Origin of the sequence: Rhizobium sp. CB3060, assembly GCF_025200735.1 — a bacterium.
GTDB lineage: Bacteria > Pseudomonadota > Alphaproteobacteria > Rhizobiales > Rhizobiaceae > Rhizobium.
On record NZ_CP104158.1, the window covers coordinates 3,218,527 to 3,238,769 of the forward strand.

General features: G+C 60.9%; 22 protein-coding genes. 12 read left to right on the top strand and 10 right to left on the bottom strand.

Features of this window, described 5'->3' with window-relative positions:
* Window positions 1-84 precede the first annotated feature (84 nt).
* Both N2601_RS15555 and N2601_RS15560 read left to right on the top strand, forming a co-directional pair.
* Window positions 85-825: a Bax inhibitor-1/YccA family protein gene (locus N2601_RS15555; RefSeq protein WP_104824648.1), complete on the top strand. Its 741-nt coding sequence runs from the start codon at window positions 85-87 to the stop codon at window positions 823-825.
* A gap of 122 nt (window positions 826-947) precedes the next feature.
* The gene (locus tag N2601_RS15560; RefSeq protein WP_104824649.1) at window positions 948-1,505 is read left to right on the top strand and encodes a GNAT family N-acetyltransferase; all 558 of its coding nucleotides are present in this window, start codon (window positions 948-950) and stop codon (window positions 1,503-1,505) included.
* Window positions 1,506-1,520: 15 nt separating this feature from the next.
* Here N2601_RS15560 and N2601_RS15565 read toward each other — a convergent pair whose 3' ends face one another.
* The 3 genes from N2601_RS15565 to acnA all read right to left on the bottom strand — a co-directional run bounded on the left by N2601_RS15565 (window position 1,521) and on the right by acnA (window position 5,945).
* Window positions 1,521-1,922, bottom strand: a complete 402-nt coding sequence (locus N2601_RS15565; RefSeq protein ID WP_104824650.1) for a DUF2794 domain-containing protein — start codon at window positions 1,920-1,922, stop codon at window positions 1,521-1,523.
* Window positions 1,923-2,250: 328 nt separating this feature from the next.
* Window positions 2,251-2,994 (bottom strand): DUF1223 domain-containing protein, encoded by a 744-nt coding sequence (locus N2601_RS15570; RefSeq protein ID WP_104824651.1) that lies wholly within the window; start codon window positions 2,992-2,994, stop codon window positions 2,251-2,253.
* A 260-nt stretch (window positions 2,995-3,254) separates the two neighbouring features.
* Window positions 3,255-5,945 (bottom strand): aconitate hydratase AcnA, encoded by a 2,691-nt coding sequence (acnA, locus tag N2601_RS15575; protein WP_260303191.1) that lies wholly within the window; start codon window positions 5,943-5,945, stop codon window positions 3,255-3,257.
* 263 nt (window positions 5,946-6,208) lie between these two features.
* Between acnA and ccmA the strand changes: the two genes are divergently transcribed.
* From ccmA to N2601_RS15600, 5 genes are all read left to right on the top strand, one after another.
* Window positions 6,209-6,856, top strand: a complete 648-nt coding sequence (ccmA, locus tag N2601_RS15580; RefSeq protein ID WP_104824653.1) for a heme ABC exporter ATP-binding protein CcmA — start codon at window positions 6,209-6,211, stop codon at window positions 6,854-6,856.
* A gap of 193 nt (window positions 6,857-7,049) precedes the next feature.
* Entirely contained in the window at window positions 7,050-7,709 is a 660-nt protein-coding gene (gene ccmB / locus N2601_RS15585) for a heme exporter protein CcmB (RefSeq protein WP_104824654.1), read from the top strand.
* A 58-nt stretch (window positions 7,710-7,767) separates the two neighbouring features.
* A complete protein-coding gene (locus tag N2601_RS15590) occupies window positions 7,768-8,529 on the top strand; it encodes a heme ABC transporter permease (RefSeq protein WP_104824655.1) in 762 nt (253 codons plus the stop codon).
* 1 nt (window position 8,530) lies between these two features.
* On the top strand, window positions 8,531-8,704 hold the full coding sequence (ccmD, locus tag N2601_RS15595) for a heme exporter protein CcmD (RefSeq protein ID WP_104824656.1): 174 nt from the start codon (window positions 8,531-8,533) through the stop codon (window positions 8,702-8,704).
* The gene (locus tag N2601_RS15600; RefSeq protein ID WP_104824657.1) at window positions 8,701-9,312 is read left to right on the top strand and encodes a DsbE family thiol:disulfide interchange protein; all 612 of its coding nucleotides are present in this window, start codon (window positions 8,701-8,703) and stop codon (window positions 9,310-9,312) included. The genes ccmD and N2601_RS15600 overlap by 4 nt, the downstream gene beginning before the upstream one ends.
* A 153-nt stretch (window positions 9,313-9,465) precedes the next feature.
* Here the strand turns inward: N2601_RS15600 and N2601_RS15605 are convergent, their stop codons facing one another.
* From N2601_RS15605 to N2601_RS15635, 7 genes are all read right to left on the bottom strand, one after another.
* Window positions 9,466-9,861, bottom strand: a complete 396-nt coding sequence (locus N2601_RS15605) for a Rap1a/Tai family immunity protein (RefSeq protein WP_104824658.1) — start codon at window positions 9,859-9,861, stop codon at window positions 9,466-9,468.
* A 119-nt stretch (window positions 9,862-9,980) separates the two neighbouring features.
* Window positions 9,981-10,571 carry a DUF2585 domain-containing protein gene (locus N2601_RS15610; RefSeq protein ID WP_260303192.1) on the bottom strand — a complete coding sequence of 197 codons (591 nt, stop codon included), beginning with the start codon at window positions 10,569-10,571 and terminating at the stop codon, window positions 9,981-9,983.
* Entirely contained in the window at window positions 10,571-11,287 is a 717-nt protein-coding gene (locus N2601_RS15615; protein ID WP_104824659.1) for a septation protein A, read from the bottom strand. The genes N2601_RS15610 and N2601_RS15615 overlap by 1 nt, the downstream gene beginning before the upstream one ends.
* Window positions 11,284-12,759 (bottom strand): signal recognition particle-docking protein FtsY, encoded by a 1,476-nt coding sequence (gene ftsY, locus N2601_RS15620; RefSeq protein WP_104824660.1) that lies wholly within the window; start codon window positions 12,757-12,759, stop codon window positions 11,284-11,286. Before ftsY ends, N2601_RS15615 begins: the two co-directional genes overlap by 4 nt.
* A gap of 23 nt (window positions 12,760-12,782) precedes the next feature.
* Entirely contained in the window at window positions 12,783-14,057 is a 1,275-nt protein-coding gene (mtaB, locus tag N2601_RS15625) for a tRNA (N(6)-L-threonylcarbamoyladenosine(37)-C(2))-methylthiotransferase MtaB (protein WP_104824661.1), read from the bottom strand.
* Window positions 14,054-14,959: a diaminopimelate epimerase gene (gene dapF, locus N2601_RS15630; protein WP_104824662.1), complete on the bottom strand. Its 906-nt coding sequence runs from the start codon at window positions 14,957-14,959 to the stop codon at window positions 14,054-14,056. Before dapF ends, mtaB begins: the two co-directional genes overlap by 4 nt.
* 75 nt (window positions 14,960-15,034) lie before the next feature.
* Window positions 15,035-16,057, bottom strand: a complete 1,023-nt coding sequence (locus N2601_RS15635) for an MBL fold metallo-hydrolase (RefSeq protein WP_104824663.1) — start codon at window positions 16,055-16,057, stop codon at window positions 15,035-15,037.
* Between the two features lie 325 nt (window positions 16,058-16,382).
* Here N2601_RS15635 and ffh point away from each other — a divergent pair, with 325 nt between their 5' ends.
* The 5 genes from ffh to trmD all read left to right on the top strand — a co-directional run bounded on the left by ffh (window position 16,383) and on the right by trmD (window position 20,091).
* Window positions 16,383-17,963, top strand: coding sequence for a signal recognition particle protein (gene ffh / locus N2601_RS15640; RefSeq protein ID WP_104825249.1), 1,581 nt, complete (start codon window positions 16,383-16,385; stop codon window positions 17,961-17,963).
* Between the two features lie 17 nt (window positions 17,964-17,980).
* Window positions 17,981-18,289, top strand: a complete 309-nt coding sequence (locus N2601_RS15645; protein WP_104824664.1) for a chorismate mutase — start codon at window positions 17,981-17,983, stop codon at window positions 18,287-18,289.
* Between the two features lie 48 nt (window positions 18,290-18,337).
* Window positions 18,338-18,697: a 30S ribosomal protein S16 gene (rpsP, locus tag N2601_RS15650; protein WP_004107969.1), complete on the top strand. Its 360-nt coding sequence runs from the start codon at window positions 18,338-18,340 to the stop codon at window positions 18,695-18,697.
* A 121-nt stretch (window positions 18,698-18,818) separates the two neighbouring features.
* Window positions 18,819-19,391: a ribosome maturation factor RimM gene (gene rimM, locus N2601_RS15655; protein ID WP_104825250.1), complete on the top strand. Its 573-nt coding sequence runs from the start codon at window positions 18,819-18,821 to the stop codon at window positions 19,389-19,391.
* Window positions 19,392-19,398: 7 nt separating this feature from the next.
* The gene (gene trmD, locus N2601_RS15660; RefSeq protein WP_104824665.1) at window positions 19,399-20,091 is read left to right on the top strand and encodes a tRNA (guanosine(37)-N1)-methyltransferase TrmD; all 693 of its coding nucleotides are present in this window, start codon (window positions 19,399-19,401) and stop codon (window positions 20,089-20,091) included.
* Window positions 20,092-20,243: the final 152 nt, after the last annotated feature.

A 20,243-nucleotide genomic window follows, 5' to 3' on the forward strand; every position in this document is an offset into this window, starting at 1 on the left:
GTGCAGGCATGCTGGAGCTCCGCAGCGGCGCCTGGGACCAAGTGCCCGACACGCTACTCACATCGGAGCTTGAAAGAGGAAAACATGGCTGACTTTCGCAATTACCAAAACCGGGCGCCCAGCGGCGCGCAAACCGGTGCGATGATAGATGAGGGCCTTCGAGCTTACATGCTCAAGGTCTATAACCTGATGGCGCTGGGTCTGGCGATCACGGGTTTGGCCGCCTATTTCGCATTTTCGCTCGCCTTCGCTGACGGGCAGATCACAGCTTTCGGCCAGGCGATCTACCTGAGCCCGCTGCGTTGGGTCGTCATCCTCGCTCCCTTGGCGATGGTGTTCTTCCTGAGCTTCAGGATCAATAGCATGAGCGTGGCCGCCGCGACGACGACCTTCTGGGTCTATGCCGCTTTGGTGGGCCTGTCGCTGTCGTCGATCTTCATCATCTACACCGGCCAGAGCGTCGTGCAGACCTTCTTCGTGACCGCCGCCTCCTTCGGCGCGCTGTCGCTGTTCGGCTACACGACGAAGCGTAACCTTTCGGCGATGGGCTCGTTCCTGATGATGGGTCTCTTCGGCCTGATCATCGCGATGCTCGTCAACATCTTCCTGCATTCGTCCGCTCTGCAGTTCGCCATCTCGGTGATCGGCGTGCTGATCTTCGCAGGCCTGACCGCCTGGGATACGCAGCGGATCAAGGAAATGTACTATGAAGCCGACGACGTCGCCGTTGCTGGCCGCAAGGCGATCATGGGCGCGCTGACGCTCTACCTCGACTTCATCAACCTGTTCATGTTCCTGCTGCAGTTCATGGGCAACCGCAAATAACTCATGCGACATGAATGATCCTTCGAAAAGGCGGCTCCGGCCGCCTTTTCTGTTTGCCTTGCTGCTTCGGACACGGCTTTATTATCCGCCATTGAAATCGCAGATCAGGCAATAAAACCCAGATGTCCTTCCGCCTTCGCAACGCCACCTCAGCCGACCTTCCCTTCATCACCGCCATCTACCGCGACTCCGTTTTGAACGGCACCGCAAGCTATGAGATCGTTCCGCCGGGCGAAGAGGAGATGGCAGGCCGCTTCCAGGCGATCCGTGACAAGGGCTACCCGTATATCGCCGCCGAAGACGAAGACGGAGCCTTCCTCGGCTATGCCTATGCCTCCGCATTCCGCACGCGGCCGGCCTATCGCTGGATGGTGGAGGATTCGATCTATCTCGCGCCCGAAGCCCGGGGCCGCGGCATCGGCAAGGCGCTGCTGGCAAATCTGGTGGAAACCTGCCAGAGCCTCGGCTTCCGCCAGATGATCGCCGTCATTGGCGGCGCCCACCCGGCCTCCGTCGCCCTTCACCGCGCCGCCGGTTTTACCGAGACAGGCCTGTTGAAGGGTACCGGCTACAAGCACGGCCGCTGGCTGGACACGATGCTGATGCAGAAGCCGCTGGGCGAAGGTATGGAAACTGACCCCGATCCATCAGTCTATCCGGGAACGCTATTCAGCGAATAGCGCAGCAGGCGAAGATCACTTCTCCACCAGCTTGAGCTGCTTATCAAAAACCTTCAGCACCTGCGTCAGGTCGTGGCCGCGCTTCAGGATCATGCCATTGGTACTGATTACGGAAAACGCGCCCTGTTTGGCGGCGAGCTTCGGGTTTTTCTCGATGCGGAAGAGCGGCAGCTCGCCGGAGCGCTTGAAGACCGAGAAAACCGCCTTTTCCCTGAGATGGTCGAGGGCGTAGTCACGCCATTCACCCTCGCCGACCATGCGGCCGTAGATCCACAGAATTGCGTCCAGCTCCCTGCGGTGGAAAGTCACCGGCAGCGGGTCCTTGCTCTGTTTATATTCTCTGAGATCAACGACGACGGAAGAAGTGGTGTCGACGGAACGGCTTTCGCCGTGTCGCAATTCCGGCTGATCAGTCATCAATCCCCCAGGGGTTGTGTCATGACAAGAAGATGACAGTTTGCCTCAGCCACGGCAAATTGCAAGACCAAGAGGCACTCACAATTTCTTGCGCTTCGAGCAAAGCATCTTGGCTGCGCCGCATTTCAGTCAAAACGAAGCCCCATTTACCGGAACTATAGGGATCGGTTTGGCGCCGCCGCGCCAAACGGCCCGGCCGGGGCGTATCGACCGAACCCCAGCCCCGAATGCGCCCTCGCCGGGCACTCTCCTCCTTTCGGCAAAGCCGAAACAGAACTTTGGCGCCAGCCGAAATGGAGCCTTTCGACTGACGTCGGAAAAATGCAGATCAGCCGTCGGTCCCGGCCGTCAGGACGGTCGCGCCGATGATCGCCGCCGGGTCGCCCGATGGCGTCGACGACTGCAACAGAACCGCCAGGCCGCGCCGACCGGCCTTATCCAACACATTGGCGGGCAACACGACATTCAAGGCCTTGCCGTCCCACATGCCGACTGTTTCAATGTCCGAAACCGCGTGCAGATAAGTGATCTGCTGGCCGTTGTTCTCGCCGGCCTTCGGCGAAACCTGCTGTTCCCTATCGAAATAGGCGACGACCACATTTGCCCGGCCCTGGCCTGCGCCGATCTTGATCTCCAGTTCGTCACCCTTCATGGCGGCACTGACGGGAACCGTCAGACCCTTGCCCTGGCGCTGGAAATCGTCGAGCTTGAAGTTGATGGCGTTTAGATCCGCACCGTTTAGGTGATCACGGCCATTGATGATCGCCTGCGGCGTATAAACCCCACTGCGGCCGAGCGTACGGGCATAGGCATATTGCCGGGCCGTATTGTCCTTGGAGGCCATCGTGTCGTTCCAGCCGAGATAATTCCAGTAGTCGACGTGATAGGCGAGCGCGACGACGTCGCCCTGGCGGATCAGCTTCTCAAATGCAGCATCGGCCGGCGGACAGGAGGCGCAGCCCTGAGACGTGAAGAGTTCGACGACGCCTTTGATTTTGGCAAGCTCCTGCGCATGCAGCGAACTTGCGAGCGCGATGCCTGCTAGAAGTGGAACCAAAAACCGTAAGCGCATGCCGTTGTACCTCTTTCTCAGACCTTGAAGGCCTTGTGCTGGCAGGAACCCGAAACCGCGTCGCGCTTCTCAGGATGTCCGTAGGGCCTCATCAAGCCTGATAAATCTGAAACAAGAGATAATAGCTAAGCACGATGACGCAAAGTCACGAAGGGGTGAGACGAAGGCCTGGAGCCATTAGCGTCGTACACATCGGCGTGAAAAACAAGACGCCGCCGGAGAGATGCTCCGGCGGCGTGTATAGGTGATCTAAACGTCAATTAAGCGGCGAGATCGCGCAGAACGGTCTGCAGGATGCCGCCATTGTTGACGTAGGTCACTTCATCCAGCGTATCGATGCGGCAGATGATCGGAATGTCCTTCACCGTGCCGTCGCCATAGGTGATCTTGGCGATCTTGCGCTCGCGCGGCTTGATGTGTTCCAGACCTTCGATGGTCACGGTCTCATCGCCCCTCAGGCCGAGGCTGGCCCAGGTGGTGCCGTCCTCGAAGACGAAGGGGATGACGCCCATGCCGACCAGGTTCGAGCGATGGATGCGCTCGAAGGACTGGGCGATCACGGCGCGCACGCCGAGCAGGTTCGTGCCCTTGGCAGCCCAGTCGCGCGACGAGCCGTTGCCGTATTCGACGCCGGCGAAGATGACGAGCGGAACGCCCTCGGCCTTGTACTGCATGGCCGCATCGTAGATCGAGGTCTCTTCCTTGGACGGATAGTGGATGGTGTAGCCACCTTCCTTGCCGTTCGGGCCGAGCATGTGATTGCGGATGCGGATGTTGGCGAAGGTGCCGCGCATCATGACTTCATGGTTGCCGCGGCGCGTACCGTACTGGTTGAAGTCGGCAACGCCGACACCATGGCCAATGAGGTAGGAACCGGCCGGCGAGGCAGCCTTGATCGAACCGGCCGGGGAAATGTGGTCGGTGGTGATCTTGTCGCCGAAGAGGCCGAGAACGCGAGCGCCCTTGATGTCGGAAACACCGGCGCCGGTCTTGCCCATGCCAACGAAGTAAGGCGGGTTCTGCACGTAAGTCGAGTCGTCGTCCCAGGCATAGGTCTGGCCCGGAGGAACCTGCACGGCCTGCCAGTTGGCGTCGCCCTTGAAGACGTCGGCATACTTGGTTTCGTACAGCTCACGGGTGACGTATTTCAGGATGAATTCCTGGACTTCCTGCGAGGTCGGCCAGATGTCCTTCAGATAGACCGGCTTGCCGTTCTGGTCTTCGCCGATCGGCTCCTTCGTCAGGTCGAGCTGCACCGTGCCGGCGAGCGCGTAGGCGACGACGAGCGGCGGGGACGCCAGGTAGTTCGCCTGGACGTCAGGCGAGATACGACCTTCGAAGTTGCGGTTACCGGAGAGAACGCCGGAAACGATCAAGCCCTTGTCGTTGATCGTCTTCGAGATCGGCGCCGGCAGCGGGCCGGAATTGCCGATGCAGGTGGTGCAGCCGAAGCCGACCAGGTTGAAGCCGAGCTTGTCGAGATCGGCCTGCAGGCCAGACTTGGCGAGGTATTCGCCGACGACCTGGGATCCCGGTGCCAGTGAGGTCTTGACCCACGGCTTGGTCTTCAGGCCCTTGGCAACGGCGTTGCGGGCAAGAAGGCCGGCAGCGATCAGCACCGACGGGTTGGAGGTGTTGGTGCAGGAGGTGATAGCGGCGATCGCAACGTCACCATGGCCAAGATCGAAATCCGTGCCTTCGACCGCATAGCGGTTCGAAAGCTGGCTCGGCTTCTTGTATTCGGTGTCCATCGAAGTGGCGAAACCGGAAGCGATGTTTTCCAGCGCGATACGGCCTTCCGGACGCTTCGGGCCGGCCATCGACGGGACGACGTCGTTGAGGTCGAGCTCCAGCGTGTCCGTGAAGACGAGGTCGGAACCGTCATTGTCGCGCCACATGCCCTGAGCCTTGGAATAGGCTTCGACCAGCGCGATACGATCCTTCGCGCGGCCGGACATGTTGAGATAGTTCAACGTTTCCTTGTCGACCGGGAAGAAGCCGCAGGTCGCGCCGTATTCCGGACCCATGTTGCCGATGGTGGCGCGGTCGGCGAGCGGCATGTTGTCGAGGCCGGGGCCGAAGAATTCGACGAACTTGGAAACGACGCCCTTCTTGCGCAGCATCTGCACGACGGTCAGCACGAGGTCGGTCGCGGTGACGCCTTCCTTGAGCTTGCCGGTCAGCTTGAAGCCGATGACTTCCGGCAGCAGCATGGAGACGGGCTGGCCGAGCATGGCGGCTTCGGCTTCGATACCGCCAACACCCCAGCCGAGAACGCCGAGGCCGTTGATCATGGTCGTATGCGAATCGGTGCCGACGCAGGTGTCGGGATAGGCGATTGTTTCGCCGTCTTCTTCCTTGGTCCAGACGGTCTGGCCGAGATATTCGAGGTTGACCTGGTGACAGATGCCGGTGCCGGGAGGAACGACGCGGAAGTTCTTGAATGCCTGCTGGCCCCACTTCAGGAAGCGGTAACGCTCGCCATTGCGCTGGTATTCCAGCTCGACGTTCTTGGCGAAAGCCTGCGGCGTGCCGAATTCGTCGACGATAACAGAGTGGTCGATGACGAGGTCGACGGGGACGAGCGGGTTGATCTTTTCCGGATCGCCGCCGAGGGAGACCATCGCGTCGCGCATGGCCGCAAGATCGACCACGGCCGGAACGCCGGTGAAGTCCTGCATCAGCACGCGCGCCGGGCGATAGGCGATTTCGTTCTCGACGGTACCCTTGTTGGTCAGCCATTCGGCGACCGCAACGATATGATCCTTAGTGACCGACTGCCCGTCTTCAAAACGCAGCAGGTTTTCCAGAAGCACCTTCATGGAGTAAGGCAGCTTGGAAACGCCGGGCAGACCATTGGCCTCAGCCTTGGGCAGGCTGAAATAGACATAGTCTTTCCCGTCCACGGTCAGCGTGGAACGACAATTGAAACTGTCAAGAGATTTAGACACGAGATACCCCGTTTCTGATAGCCAACACAGTCGTGCGAACGCCTATGCACTTTATGCACATCAGGATGCGGGTACGGCCATTTCCGCTGTCCGCACGTAAGGCAGAAAACCTTATGTTCGGCGCAAGGATGAAATTCACGCCGACCGCTGGCGTGGTTGCGGGTCTTATAGATAATTTCGTAAAGACTTGCCAGAGTGGCGGAGCGCAAATTTGGACAATTTTTTGCGCACTGCGGCAACGAAAACGGGGAAAGCCTGAGCGGATGCATCTAAGCGCTGAAAACCTGGCCGCAAGGCGGGGCGAAGACCTGATTTTCGCGAATGTTTCCTTTAGCTTGAGTAATGGCGAGGCCCTGATTCTGACCGGCCGCAACGGCTCGGGAAAATCAACGCTTCTGCGGGTCGTCGCAGGCCTCCTCAAACAGGAAAAAGGCCGCGTCGCCTTCACCGATTCCAAGGGCGAATCGGACCGGCCGGCGGGCGAGGTCAGCCACTACCTCGGCCATCGCAATGCGATGAAATCCGAGCTCACCGTGGCCGAAAATCTCGGCTTCTGGAAAATCTTTCTCGGTGACATGGCTGGCGGCTCTGGTTTGGATATCGATGAAGCCGCGGACGCCGTCGGCCTTGCCGGCATTACCCACCTGCCCTTCGGCTATCTCTCGGCCGGCCAGCAGCGGCGAATCGCCTTTGCGAAACTCCTGGTCGCCTATCGCCCGATCTGGATCCTCGACGAACCGACGGCAGCGCTGGACGCCGCGGCGGACCGGCTGTTTGCGGAACTCATCTCGTCGCATCAGAAGGCGGGAGGGATCGTATTGGCGGCGACCCATCAGCCGCTGGGGCTTACGAATACACAGGAAATGCGGATGACGGGGTTTGCCGGGGTGAGCGAAGGGGTGTGGGGATGATTTTACGTCCCTCACGACCCCTCATCCGTCCTTTTTCGCGACGCGTAACCGCTCGAGTCCACCTTCTCCCCGTTTTACGGGACGAAGGGGTTCGGCAGTCTGCGTCGTCCCCTCTCCCCGCCTGCGGGGAGAGGGCTAGGGTGAGGGGCAAAACTGGTGTCTCCACTGACAATGAAATCAAGGGAATCGCCGTATGACCGCCCTCTTCCTCCGTGACTTAAGACTCTCGGTCCGCGCCGGCGGTGGCGCCCTCATCGGCATTCTCTTCTTTCTGACCGTTGTCGCCGTCATTCCCTTCGGCGTCGGCCCCGACCTCAAGCTGCTGTCGCGCATCGGCCCGGCCATCGTCTGGATCGGCGCGCTGCTGTCAGCCCTGCTCGGTCTCGACCGCCTGTTCCAGGCCGAACGCGATGACGGTTCGCTCGATCTGCTGGTGATGCAGGAAACGCCACTGGTGCTGACCGTGCTCACCAAATGCGCCGCGCACTGGACGGCGACCGGCCTGCCGCTGGTCATCGCCTCGCCGTTGCTCGGCCTCTTCATGAATATGAACGAGATGGCGATCGGCGCGACGGCCCTGACTTTGCTTGTCGGCTCGCCGGCCATCACCTTCATCGGCGCGGTCGGCGCCGCCGTCGCCGTCGCCCTGCCGCGTGGCGGGCTGCTAGTGTCGATCCTGGTGCTGCCGCTGACCATTCCCGTGCTGATCTTCGGCGTCAGCGCCACCTATGCCGCCGTCGAAGGTCCTCAACCCTTCCTGCCGCCCTTCCTGATCCTGATGGCACTGACCTTATTCTTCGCCGTGCTCGGCCCGACAGCGGCTGCCCTCGCTTTACGCCACACGACGGATTGATCGGCCCGAGACAATGCGATCGATTGCCGTATAAACGATATCGGTTTAAACAGGCGAAATGAGCGATATGAGCCCCGCGATCAGCCGATTTTCCGACCTCGCCAACCCGACCCGGTTCCTGGCGTTTTCGGCGCGTCTTATTCCCTGGCTGGCGGCCATATCAGCCATACTCTTCGCGATCGGCCTTTATCTCTCCTTCTCGACCGAAGGCGATTACCAGCAGGGCGATACCGTCCGCATCATGTATATCCATGTGCCGGCCGCCTGGCTGTCGATGATGTGCTATACGATCATGAGCATGTCTGCGATCGGCACGCTGGTCTGGCGCCATCCGCTTGCGGACGTCGCTGCCAAGGCCGCCGCGCCGCTCGGCGCCGCCTTTACCCTTGTTGCCCTCGTCACCGGCTCGCTCTGGGGCAAGCCGATGTGGGGCACCTATTGGGTCTGGGATGCCCGCCTCACTTCGGTTTTCATCCTCTTCCTGATGTATCTCGGGTTGATCGCGCTGAACCGCGCCATGGACGATCCGTCGAAGGCAGCGCGCGTCAGCGCCGTGCTGATCCTTGTCGGTTTCATCAACATTCCGATCATCAAATTCTCGGTCGACTGGTGGAACACGCTGCATCAGTCCGAAAGCGTCATGCGCCTCGGTGGCCCGACCATCGATGCAGAATTCCTATGGCCGCTCTTCACCATGGCGCTTGCCTTCACGCTGCTGTTCTTCACGCTGCATCTGATGGCGATCCGCAACGAGATCTGGCGTCGCCGCATTGCCGCGCAACGCCGTCTCGCCGCCCGCATGGCCGCCCGGGAGGAATAGCATGACACATCCCTTCTACGTCTACGGCTCCTATGGCTTTACCGCCGCCATGATCATCGCCGTCATCGCCTGGACATGGTTCGACGGGCGCCTGCGCCGCAAGGAAATCGCCGCGCTCGAAGCCTCCGGCATCCGTCGCCGGTCGCAGCGCGCACCGGAAGGCAAGACGAAATGAGCCTGGAAACCGAAGAAGGCAACAAGGCGAAATCGGGTAGCAGCGGCCGCTATCTGCTGGCTCTCATTCCGCTGATCGTCTTTGCCTGCATCGCCTTTGCCGTCGGCAAGGTGATGTACGACCAGGAAGTCCACGGCACCGATATTTCCGCGATCCCCTCGGCCCTGATCGGCACAAAAGCCCCGACGCTGGCGCTGGCGCCGCTCGAAGGCTCCAATCTACCCGCACTGACCGACAGCGCTATCCGGGGCAAGCTGACGCTGGTCAACGTCTTCGCCTCCTGGTGCCTCCCCTGCCGCGAAGAACATCCTGTCTTGAAAGACCTTGCCAAGGACGGACGACTGAATATCGTCGCCATCAACTACAAGGACACGGGTGAAAACGCCCTGCGTTTCCTCGGCGAACTCGGCAATCCCTATAGCGCCATCGGCATCGACCCGAACGGTTCGGCCGCCATCGACTGGGGCGTCTACGGCATTCCCGAATCCTACCTCGTCGCCCCCGACGGCACGATCCTCTACAAGCAGGTCGGCCCGTTTACCGCCACCAGCCTCAAAGAGGGGCTCTATCCGGCCATAGCGAAAGCTCAGGGAAGGGCTGCGCTATAAACACCTCACCTCGTCGAGGAGAGGCAGCAGGAAACAAGGCCTCGAACCACGGGGGGCCACGAGGCCAGCTCGCCTCGAACGTGTCGCCGAATCCGAAATTGGTTAAAGCCCGTCCTGCCAGGTCTGGATTACCTCACCCGGCGATGAAGGAAGCTATTTCCTGTCGCAGGGGAAATTCAGTCCGGTGAACGTATTCATGATGTCCTCCGCTGGCACATCCTGAAGCGACGGGTTTTGAATGAGGAAATCGCAAATCATATTGCTGATTTTCTTGGTATCGACATTGGCCGGAATGCAGACGTCTATACCGACCGAACCGCCGAAATACGCCCAGTTGGTCATGGCGCGCGCATTGGGGATCGACTCTGCGATGCCCCGGCGCGCGATGTACTCATCACGATTCCATTTATCCAACCAGCCGATCACATAGCCGTTGGCAAACTGCCGTGAGCCGCGGCAATCGGCCAGCAACTGACTGCCATCGGAAAAACCCACCGATGACTTCGACGAGATCACCGCCAATAAAGTTGCAACGACAATGCCCGACATCCAGCCCCCGCAAGATCATGACTGCTGCGCCATTCATTGCAGCACCAAGACATTTAGATGCAACTTTATGGCGATTTTTGGCGGGAATTGCGTGTAGAATTCATCAAATCTGCGGCGGGTTAAAGCCCGCCCTGCCAGGTCTTGATCGCCTCGACCGGCCAGACCAGCATGATGATATTCAGCGTGAGATTGTCGCGGATCAGCCAGCCGGTGAGCAGCTCGAAGAAGATGGCGATCACGATGGTCAGCGCGACCGGCGCGCGCCACGCGAACAGGAAGCCGACGACCATGAACACCGCGTCCATCGCCGAATTCAGAATGCTGTCACCGAAATAATCGAGCGAGATCGTCGCCGTGCGGTAGCGATTGATGATGATCGGCGAATTCTCAAGCAGCTCCCAGCCGGACTCGATCAGCATGGCGACGAACAGGCGCATCGACAGCGGCTTGCGGCGCATGATCAGATGCGTCAGCCCGAAGAACAGGAAGCCGTGAATGAGGTGCGACGGCGTATACCAGTCGGCGATATGCTGCGAATTGCCGCTGGATTTCACGGCGGGTTCGAAGAGCTTGACATAGCCGCAGGTGCAGATCGGCACCCGGCCCATCATATATTCCGCGACGATCTGGACGAACAGAACTACCGCACAGGCAATGAACCAGAAGCTCTGTTGCCGATAACGATTTTTGGCGTCCGCAAGCGCCGTCATTATTCGGCTTCCGCCGGCGGATTGACCGTGTGCTTCATGATCAACGGCATTTGCGACAGGGTAAAGAGGATGGTGATCGGCATCGTACCCCAGACCTTGAACAGAACCCAAAGATTGTCCGCGGCTTTAACATCCGGCAGGTAATACCAGTTCGACCCACGCCAGACGATTTCATTGAGCACGGCGAGAAACAGGAAGAAGATGCCCCAGCGCATCGTGAGCTTGCGCCAGCCCTCGCTGTCCAACTGGAAGGCGGCGTTGAAGACGTAGCCGAGCAGCGATCTGCCGAACGCGAGCCCGCCGAGCAGCACCACGCCAAACAGCGCGTTGATGATGGTCGGCTTCATCTTGATGAAGGTCTCGTTCTGCAAATAGATGCCGAGCGCGCCGAAAGTGACAACGACGATGCCGGAGACGAAGGGCATCAGCGGCAAATGGCCGAGCATGACCTTCGAGACGACAAGCGAGATCACCGTTGCCGCCATGAACAGGCCGGTGGCGACGAAGAGCGGACCACCGAGCGCTGCGAGCTGCGGAAAATGCTGCACCAGCCACTCGCCACGCAGATTGCCGAAAAAGAACACCAGCAGCGGCCCGAGTTCCAGCACCAGCTTCAGCATCGGATGATGCTTGTCGGCAGCACTTGGGGTGAGATCACTGTCGCTGGTCGTCATCGCGGCACTTTCACTATCATCGAATTTGGTCTTGTCGTTCATTGACTGATCCCGGCGATGGCCTGGGCAAAATCCTCGGCCTCGAACGGCTCGAGATCGTCTACACCCTCGCCGACACCGATGAAATAGACCGGCAGCTTGTGCTTGGCAGAGATGGCCACCAGAATGCCGCCGCGCGCCGTGCCGTCGAGCTTGGTCATGATCAGCCCGTTGACCCCTGCGATATTGCGGAAGATTTCCACCTGGTTCAATGCATTCTGGCCGGTGGTCGCATCTAGCGTCTGCAGCACGGTATGGGGCGCGTCCGGATCGAGCTTGCCGAGCACGCGGACGATCTTTTCCAGCTCCGCCATCAGCTCCGCCTTGTTCTGCAGACGGCCGGCGGTGTCGATGATCAGCACATCGCTCTTGCTGGCCTTAGCCTGCTGGAAGGCATCATAGGCAAGTCCGGCGGCGTCGGCACCGAGCTTGGTGCCGATGAATTCCGACTTGGTGCGGTCGGCCCAGATCTTCAACTGCTCGATCGCCGCGGCACGGAAGGTATCGCCGGCAGCCACCATGACCTTCAGCCCGGCACCGGACAGTTTCGACGCCAGCTTGCCGATCGTCGTCGTCTTGCCGGTGCCGTTGACGCCGACGATGAGGATGACATGCGGCTTATGGCTGAGATCGAGCTGCAACGGCTTGGCGACCGGCTTCAGCACCTTGGCGATTTCCTGCGCCATGATCCGGCTGACATCCTCGCCGGTCACATCCTTGCCGTAGCGTTCCGAGGCCAGCGTATCGGTGACCCGCATCGCGGTCTCGACGCCAAGATCGGCCTGGATCAAGAGGTCTTCCAGATCCTGCAGGGTCTGGTCGTCGAGCTTGCGCTTGGTGAAAAGCGCCGTGATCTGGCCGGTGAGCTGCGACGAGGTGCGCGCAAGACCGGCGCGCAGGCGCTGGAACCAGGACAGCTTTTGCTTTGGAGCTTCGGGGGCTGGTACGGGGGCGTCGGCGGCGCTGGTGAAACCTTTGGGGAGGATGGGAGTGGCGACGGAAGTTTCGGTGCTTTCCGACGAGAACTCCGAACCGGCCGAAGCTTCGTTACCCCCCTCTGTCCTGTCGGGCATCTCCCACTCAAGGGGGGAGATTGTTTCGGAGGCGGTCTCATCCAGTACATCACTGGCTTCGGTCGCGACAGGATACTCTGCTGACGAAGCTTCCTCGGCTTCGATCACCTGCGCATTCAGCTCAGCGCTAACGTCTGCTTGACGGTCAGTCTGCTCTTTTTGCTCCGGCGGCACGGCGTCCTCCAACCAATCTTCCCCCTTGAGGGGGAGATGACTCGTAGGGACAGAGGGGGGTAGCGCAGGTTCGGCAAACTCCGAAGCCGGTGAAACGTCCGCAGCAGGCAGTACTTCAGGCTCCGGAACGGTCGCTTCAACCTTCGGCAAAACCTCTTCCGGCGCCTGCTCTTCCGCCGACTTTTCGCGGCCGAAGGTGAAGACTTTTTTGATGAAATTGAGCGCCATGAAAATTCCGTGAGCGAGTAGGATCAGGCCGCGTCGGCGGCCGCAAGTTGCATGTCGAGATGCTTGCCATTGTGGCCGGTGATTGCCACCTGCACAAGGTCGCGCGGCCTGAGGCTTGGGGCTGCGACAAGCGTGAAGTTTTCCGTATGCGCCAGCCCGTTATTCTCCACGAGCAGCCATTGCCGCGTGCCGACCATGGAGTCGAGATGGGACTGATGCAGTTTTTGTCCAGCCAAGCGCAGCCGTGCAGCGCGTTCCTTGATCAGTGCGCGGTCGAGCTGAGGCATCCGCGCGGCGGGCGTGCCGGGACGCGGGCTGTAGGGAAAGACATGCAGATGCGCAATGCCCACTTCTTCCGCCAGGCTGATGGCATTTTCGAACATCGCTTCCGTTTCGGTCGGAAAACCGGCGATCATATCTGCGCCAAAGCTCATCTCCGGCCGGAGGCGACGGGCATCCTCGATAAAACTGATAGCATCGGCGCGTGAGTGCCGCCGCTTCATCCGCTTCAGGACCATGTCGTCGCCATGCTGCAGCGACAGATGCAGATGCGGCATGAAACGCGGCTCGTCGGCGATCAGATCCATCAGATGCTGGTCGGCCTCAATGCTGTCGATCGAGGACAGCCGCAGGCGGCGGATCTCGGGGATCTGCTTTAGCAGCGTCTTCGCCAGAAGGCCAAGCGTCGGCTGGCCTGGCAGGTCGGCGCCGTAGCTGGTGGCATCGACGCCGGTCAGGACAATTTCGCGGTAACCGCTTTCGACCAGACTGCGCGCCTGGCTCACCACCGCGCCCATCGGCACGGATCGGGAATTGCCGCGCCCATAGGGGATGATGCAGAAGGTGCAGCGATGGTCGCAGCCGTTCTGCACCTGGATGAAGGCGCGCACATGCCCGTCGATATGCCTGATCATCTGCGGCGCGGTCGCCCGCACGCTCATGATGTCGTTGACGCGCAGCTTCTCTTCGGCCGAAACGCCGAAATCCGGCAGCGCGCGATAGGAAGCGCTCGTCAGCTTTTCCTCATTGCCAAGAACGGCGTCCACTTCGGCCATCTCGGCAAAGGTCTGCTTTTCCGTCTGCGCGGCGCAGCCGGTGACGATGATGCGGGCATGCGGATTGTCGCGCCGGGCCCGGCGGATCGCCTGGCGCGCCTGGCGCACGGCCTCGCCGGTAACGGCGCAGGTATTGACCAGGATGGCATTGTTGAGCCCGGCGGCTTCTGCTTGCGACCTCATCACTTCGGATTCATAGGTGTTGAGACGGCAGCCGAAGGTGATGACCTCGACCCCGCTCACCGCGCCTGAGCCCCCTGCTCCGGATCGCGCCGCCAGCTCCCCGTCGTAGGATCGACGGAGCCAGACCATTCCCATTCCGCAGGGCCGGTCATGACGACGTGATCGTCGCTTTCCCGCCATTCTATGGTGAGTTGGCTCGGCGCCGGGGCAGAGGCGACATCGATCGTCACCTTGCGGCCTGTTCTGCCCGTGCGCGCCGCGCTGACGGCGGCCGAACAGGCAGCCGAGCCGCAGGCAAGCGTCAGGCCCGCGCCGCGTTCCCAGGTGCGCGTGCGCAGCGTGGTCGGCGAAAGCACCTGTGCCAGCGTGATATTGGCGCGCTCGGGAAACATCGGATGGTTTTCGAGCAGCGGCCCGAAGCGGGCGAGATCGAAGGACATCGGGTCCTTGTCCACCCAGAAGATCGCATGCGGATTGCCCATCGACATGGCGGAGGGCGAATGCAGGACAGGATTGTCGATCGGCCCGATCTGCAGCTCGATGCGGCGCGTATCGGCAAATTCTTCCGCGAGCGGAATCTTGTCCCACGCAAAGACCGGTTTGCCCATATCGACCGAAATCGTGCCATCCTCATGCTCGACGGCATTCAGGATGCCAGCGACGGTCTGGAAGGTGAACATCTTCTTGCCGTTCTCGGCAGCCAGCGCTTGCACGACGCAGCGCGTGCCGTTGCCGCAAGCCTGCGCATTGGTGCCGTCGGAATTCAGAATATCGATCCAGGCGTCGGTGCCTTGAGCCTTCGGATCGTGGATCGCCATGATCTGATCGAACTCAGTGGCCGGATCGGCATTCAGCGCAATCGCCGCCGCCGCCGTCACCACATCTTTCCGGCCGCGCATGTCGACAACCAGGATCTTGTTGCCAAGCCCGTTCATCCGCGCGAATTCGACCGTATTGCTCATGGTGGTAGGTCCGTCCGTGTTTTCGAGCTGTATATGGCGGAAATGCGGGGGAATTACCAGTGGGCAAGCTATTCCTCAAAATATCGGGGGCACATCAAATACTTCCCCCGCCCTCAGCGGCCTGAACCGATCCGCCTCCACGCCGTACTCCCGGAGCGCCGCATCCAACGCCTTCACCGGCGCATCGATCGCTTCGTCCGTGAGCTGGAAGGTCGCGAAATGGTGGCCGGCGACGTGGGCAGCGTTGCAGAGCTTCATGCCTTGCACTGCTTCCGCCGGGTTCTGATGCTGACCTTTCATGAACCAGCGCGGCTCGTAGGCGCCGAAAGGCAGGATGGCGAGGCGGAAGCCGCCATGTTTTTGCCGCGCCGCCTCATAGTTGACGCCGCGATGAAAGCCGGTGTCGCCGATATGGTAGATCTTCCCAGCAGGGGTCGTGATGACGAAGGCGGCCCAGAGCGCCATGCGGCGGTCGCCGGCGCCGCGTGCCGACCAGTGATGGCAGGGCTCGGCGTCGACGGTCACCCCGTTGGTGATGGCGATGCGATCGCCCCAATCCATCGCCGTAATCCGAGCATCTGGCGCCCCACGGCGGATAATGGCATCGTTGCCGAGCGGCGTCAGGATTTTCGGCCCATGTGCCTCGTGCAGCCGCTTCAGCGTTGCGAGATCGAGATGGTCATAATGATTGTGCGAGACCAGCACGAGATCGATCGGCGGCAGGTCTTCGAACCGGATGCCGGGCGGAACCGCTCGCTTGGGTCCGATGAAGGTGAAAGGGCTCACGCGCTCAGACCACACCGGATCGGTCAATATATTGAGACCGGCCGCCTGGATCAGAATCGAGGCGTGTCCGATCATGGTCACCCGCAATGAGTCGCCGAAGACACGTTTGTCGGGCCTCGCCGGCGGGAACAGGCTGACGACCGGACGAGGCCAGCGCGCGCGACCGCCGCCGAGTTTCCATTTCAACAGGTCACCGAAACTGCCCGGCTCCACGCCGTCCGGATTGAAGAAGCGTAGCCCGTCGAAATGATCGGAGATTGGGCCTTGATAATAGGGGTTCGATGCCTTCCGGGAGCCGGATTTGTCTGTCATGAATGCGCCGTTGGATTTTTCTGTTTGCCCAGATGTGGGTCAAACATCAGGCTTTTGAAAGCCTTTCCGCCCTCTCGGCTTGACTTTCCCACCCGTTTCCTGTTTATCCCCGCCATCTGCGACGAGCACAAGCCTCCGAGCCACCGACCGGGACCCGTTAAGGTATAAAGAGATCCCGGAGGTCAACACCCGACAGCGCGATGCGCCCTCGGGTGCTTTTTGGCTTTGCGTCTTGTTTTCGTCATGGAAAAGCACGACGTTTTCGGGTGAGGAACCGCGCAAGTTGCGCAAGTCCAAATCCCAAGCGATCGATAAGGAAGAACTGATGTTTGAAAACCTCCAGGACCGTCTTGGTTCCATTTTGAATGGACTGACAGGCCGCGGCGCGCTTTCGGAAGCCGATGTTTCCGCAGCACTTCGCGAGGTTCGCCGCGCGCTGTTGGAAGCCGACGTGGCGCTGGATGTCGTACGCTCCTTTACCGATCGCGTCCGTGAAAAGGCCGTAGGCGCCGAGATCCTGAAGTCGATCAAGCCCGGCCAGATGGTCGTCAAGATCGTCCATGACGAACTGATCGAAATGCTTGGCGGCGAAGGCGTCGGCATCGACCTCAACGCGCCGGCCCCGGTCGTCGTCATGATGGTCGGTCTGCAGGGCTCCGGTAAGACCACTACGACCGCCAAGATCGCCAGCCGCATGACGAGCCGCGACCGCAAGAAGGTCCTGATGGCCTCGCTCGACACGCGCCGTCCGGCCGCGCAGGAGCAGTTGCGCCAGCTCGGCGTTCAGACGGGCGTCGACACCCTGCCGATCATCGCCGGCCAGTCGCCGACCGATATCGCAGCGCGCGCCGTGCAGGCAGCAAGGCTCGGCGGCCACGACATCGTCATCCTCGATACCGCCGGCCGTACGCATATCGACGAGCCGCTCATGGTCGAGATGGCGGACATCAAGAAGAAATCCAACCCGCACGAAATCCTGCTGGTCGCCGATAGCTTGACCGGTCAGGACGCCGTCAACCTCGCCCGCAATTTCGATGAGCGCGTCGGCATCACTGGCCTCGTGCTGACCCGCATGGACGGCGACGGCCGCGGCGGTGCCGCCCTTTCAATGCGCGCCGTCACCGGCAAGCCGATCAAGCTGATCGGCGTCGGCGAAAAGATGGGCGAGCTGGAGGAATTCCATCCGCGCCGTATCGCCGACCGCATTCTCGGCATGGGCGACATCGTCTCTTTGGTTGAAAAGGCCGCGGAGAATATCGACGCCGAGAAGGCAGCCGCCATGGCTGCCAAGATGGCCAAGGGCAAATTCGATCTGAACGACCTGGCCGACCAGCTCAAGCAGATGCAGAAGATGGGCGGCATGGGCGGCATCATGGGCCTGATGCCCGGCATGGCCGGCATGAAGGACAAGATGGCCGCCGCAGGCCTCAACGATAAGCTTTTCGGTCGCCAGCTCGCCATCATCTCCTCGATGACGAAGGCGGAGCGCGCCAATCCCGATCTCCTGAAACACTCCCGCAAGAAGCGCATCGCCGCCGGCTCCGGCACCGACGCCGCCGACATCAACAAGCTTCTGAAGATGCACCGCCAGATGGCGGACATGATGAAGATGATGGGCGGCAAGGGCAAAGGCGGCGTGATGAAGCAGCTCATGGGCGGCCTTGCGGGCAAGATGGGCCTCGGCGGCGGCATGGGTGGAATGCCTGACCTGTCGAACATCGATCCCAAGCAGTTGGAAGCCCTGCAGAAGCAGGCGGAAGCCGCTGGTCTCGGACGTCTCGGCGGTATGCCGGGCGGATTGTCCGGTCTTGGCGGCGGTGGCGGTTTGCCGGGTCTCGGCGGCGCCAAGCTCCCCGGCCTCGGCGGTGGTTTGCCGGGACTGCCCGGTTTGCCGAAGAAGAAGTGAGAAGGATCGCAGACCCCATGATTGATCCAGACGTCAAAGCCCAACTGGGCAACTACCGCCAGTCGATCGACAATATCGATGCAGCACTGGTGCACATGCTGGCCGAACGCTTCCGCTGCACGAAAGAAGTCGGCGTGCTGAAGGCCAAGTACAATCTGCCGCCGGCCGATCCGGCGCGCGAGGAATACCAGATCGAACGCCTGCGCCACCTGGCAAAGGACGCAAATCTGGACCCGGATTTCGCCGAGAAGTTCCTGAACTTCGTCATCAAGGAAGTCATCCGGCATCATGAACAGATCGCTGCTGATCTCAGCAACGGCAAATGACCATACCGCCCAAACGAAGCGGTCAAGAAAAGCCTAAGGAGAATTAACATGGCACTGAAAATTCGTCTCGCCCGCGGTGGCTCCAAGAAGCGTCCGTACTACCACGTCGTCGTAGCCGACGCCCGCTCGCCGCGCGACGGCCGCTTCCTGGAGACCCTCGGCTCCTGGAACCCGATGCTCGCCAAGGACGACGCCAAACGCGTTGAACTCAAGGCCGAGCGCATCAAGCATTGGCTCGACCACGGCGCCCAGCCGACCGACCGCGTTCTGCGCTTCCTCGCCGAAGCCGGCATCGCAACGCGCGAAGCCAAGAACAACCCGGAAAAGGCAAAGCCGGGCAAGCGCGCCCAGGAGCGTGCCGCTGAAAAGGCACAGAAGGCCGCTGACGCCGCCGCTGCTGCTGAATAATCGGCCGTAACGACGATTTGAAACGGGTGGCATGGCAACATGCCGCCCGTTTTTTGTTTCCATCGGCGAGCGTTCACCTTATGAGAGAACGCAATCGATCTTCTGCAGTCGGCACAGGACCATGACGAAACTTGAAAACCCGGTATTGATGGCCACCATCGGCGCCGCGCAGGGCCTGAGAGGCGAAGTGCGCGCCCGCGCGTTTACTTCCGATCCCACAGCGCTCGGTGATTACGGCCATCTGCACAGCCTCGACGGCCGCAGCTTCGAGGTGCTGGAAATCCGCGAAGCCAAGAACGTGGTGATCGTCCGCTTTCGCGGCGTCAACGACCGCAATGCCGCCGAGGCGCTGAATGGGCTGGAACTCTATATCGAGCGTGACAACCTGCCCGATGACGAGCTGGAGGACGACGAGTTCTTCTATGCCGATCTCGAAGGCCTGGAAGCGGTGGACGACAAAGGCACCGGCTACGGCACGGTCAGCGGCATCTATGATTTCGGCGCCGGCGACCTGCTCGAGCTTAAGGGGCCGGGCAAACGCCCCGTGCTCATCCCCTTTTCCGAAGCCGCCGTGCTGGAAATCGACCTTGAAGGCGGCAAGATCCTGATCGACCCGATGGCTGCAGGCTTGATCGACAACCCCGATGATTTCACCGGCAAGCCACCGAAGCGGCCCGGCAAGACAAAGAAATGACCCGGCCATGAGTTTCCGGGCAACCATCCTGACACTGTACCCCGAGATGTTTCCTGGCCATCTCGGCGCGTCTCTTGCCGGCAAGGCGATGGAGCGCGGGCAGTGGTCGCTGGACACCGTGCAGATCCGCGATTTCGCCACCGACAAGCATCGCACCGTCGATGATACGCCCGCCGGCGGCGGTGCCGGCATGGTGCTGAAGCCGGATGTGCTTGCCCGCGCCATCGACCACGCCTCCGAAAACGACGACCGTCCGCGCCTGCTGATGAGCCCGCGCGGAAAACCGCTGACACAGAACCGCGTTCGGGAACTCGCCGCCGGCAACGGCGTCATCATCGTCTGCGGCCGTTTCGAGGGCGTCGACCAGCGAGTGATCGACGGGCGCAATCTCGAAGAGGTCTCGATCGGCGATTACATTCTCTCCGGCGGTGAGCCGGCAGCGCTGATCCTGCTCGACGCCGTCGTCCGCATCCTGCCCGGCGTCATGGGCAACGATCTTTCCGGCCTGCACGAGAGCTTCGAAGGCGGCCTGCTCGAGCATCCGCAGTACACGCGGCCCCAGGTTTGGGAAGGACGCGAGATTCCGGCGGTACTTACATCCGGCAACCATGGCGCCATCGCCAAATGGCAGAGGCAAGAGGCGGAGACACTGACCAGGGAACGTCGGCCGGATTTGCTTGATCAGCCCCCTAAGAAATAGCAGCCACAGACGACGAAGGCGCCTGGCCAAACCTCGTCGAACATTCGAAATTTTACACAATCAAAGGTAGCATATTTCTCGCTAATACATCGGGATAATTGATCCGACCGCCTGTCCCCGCTATGATCCCAGCGCTTCATTTGTACATGTGT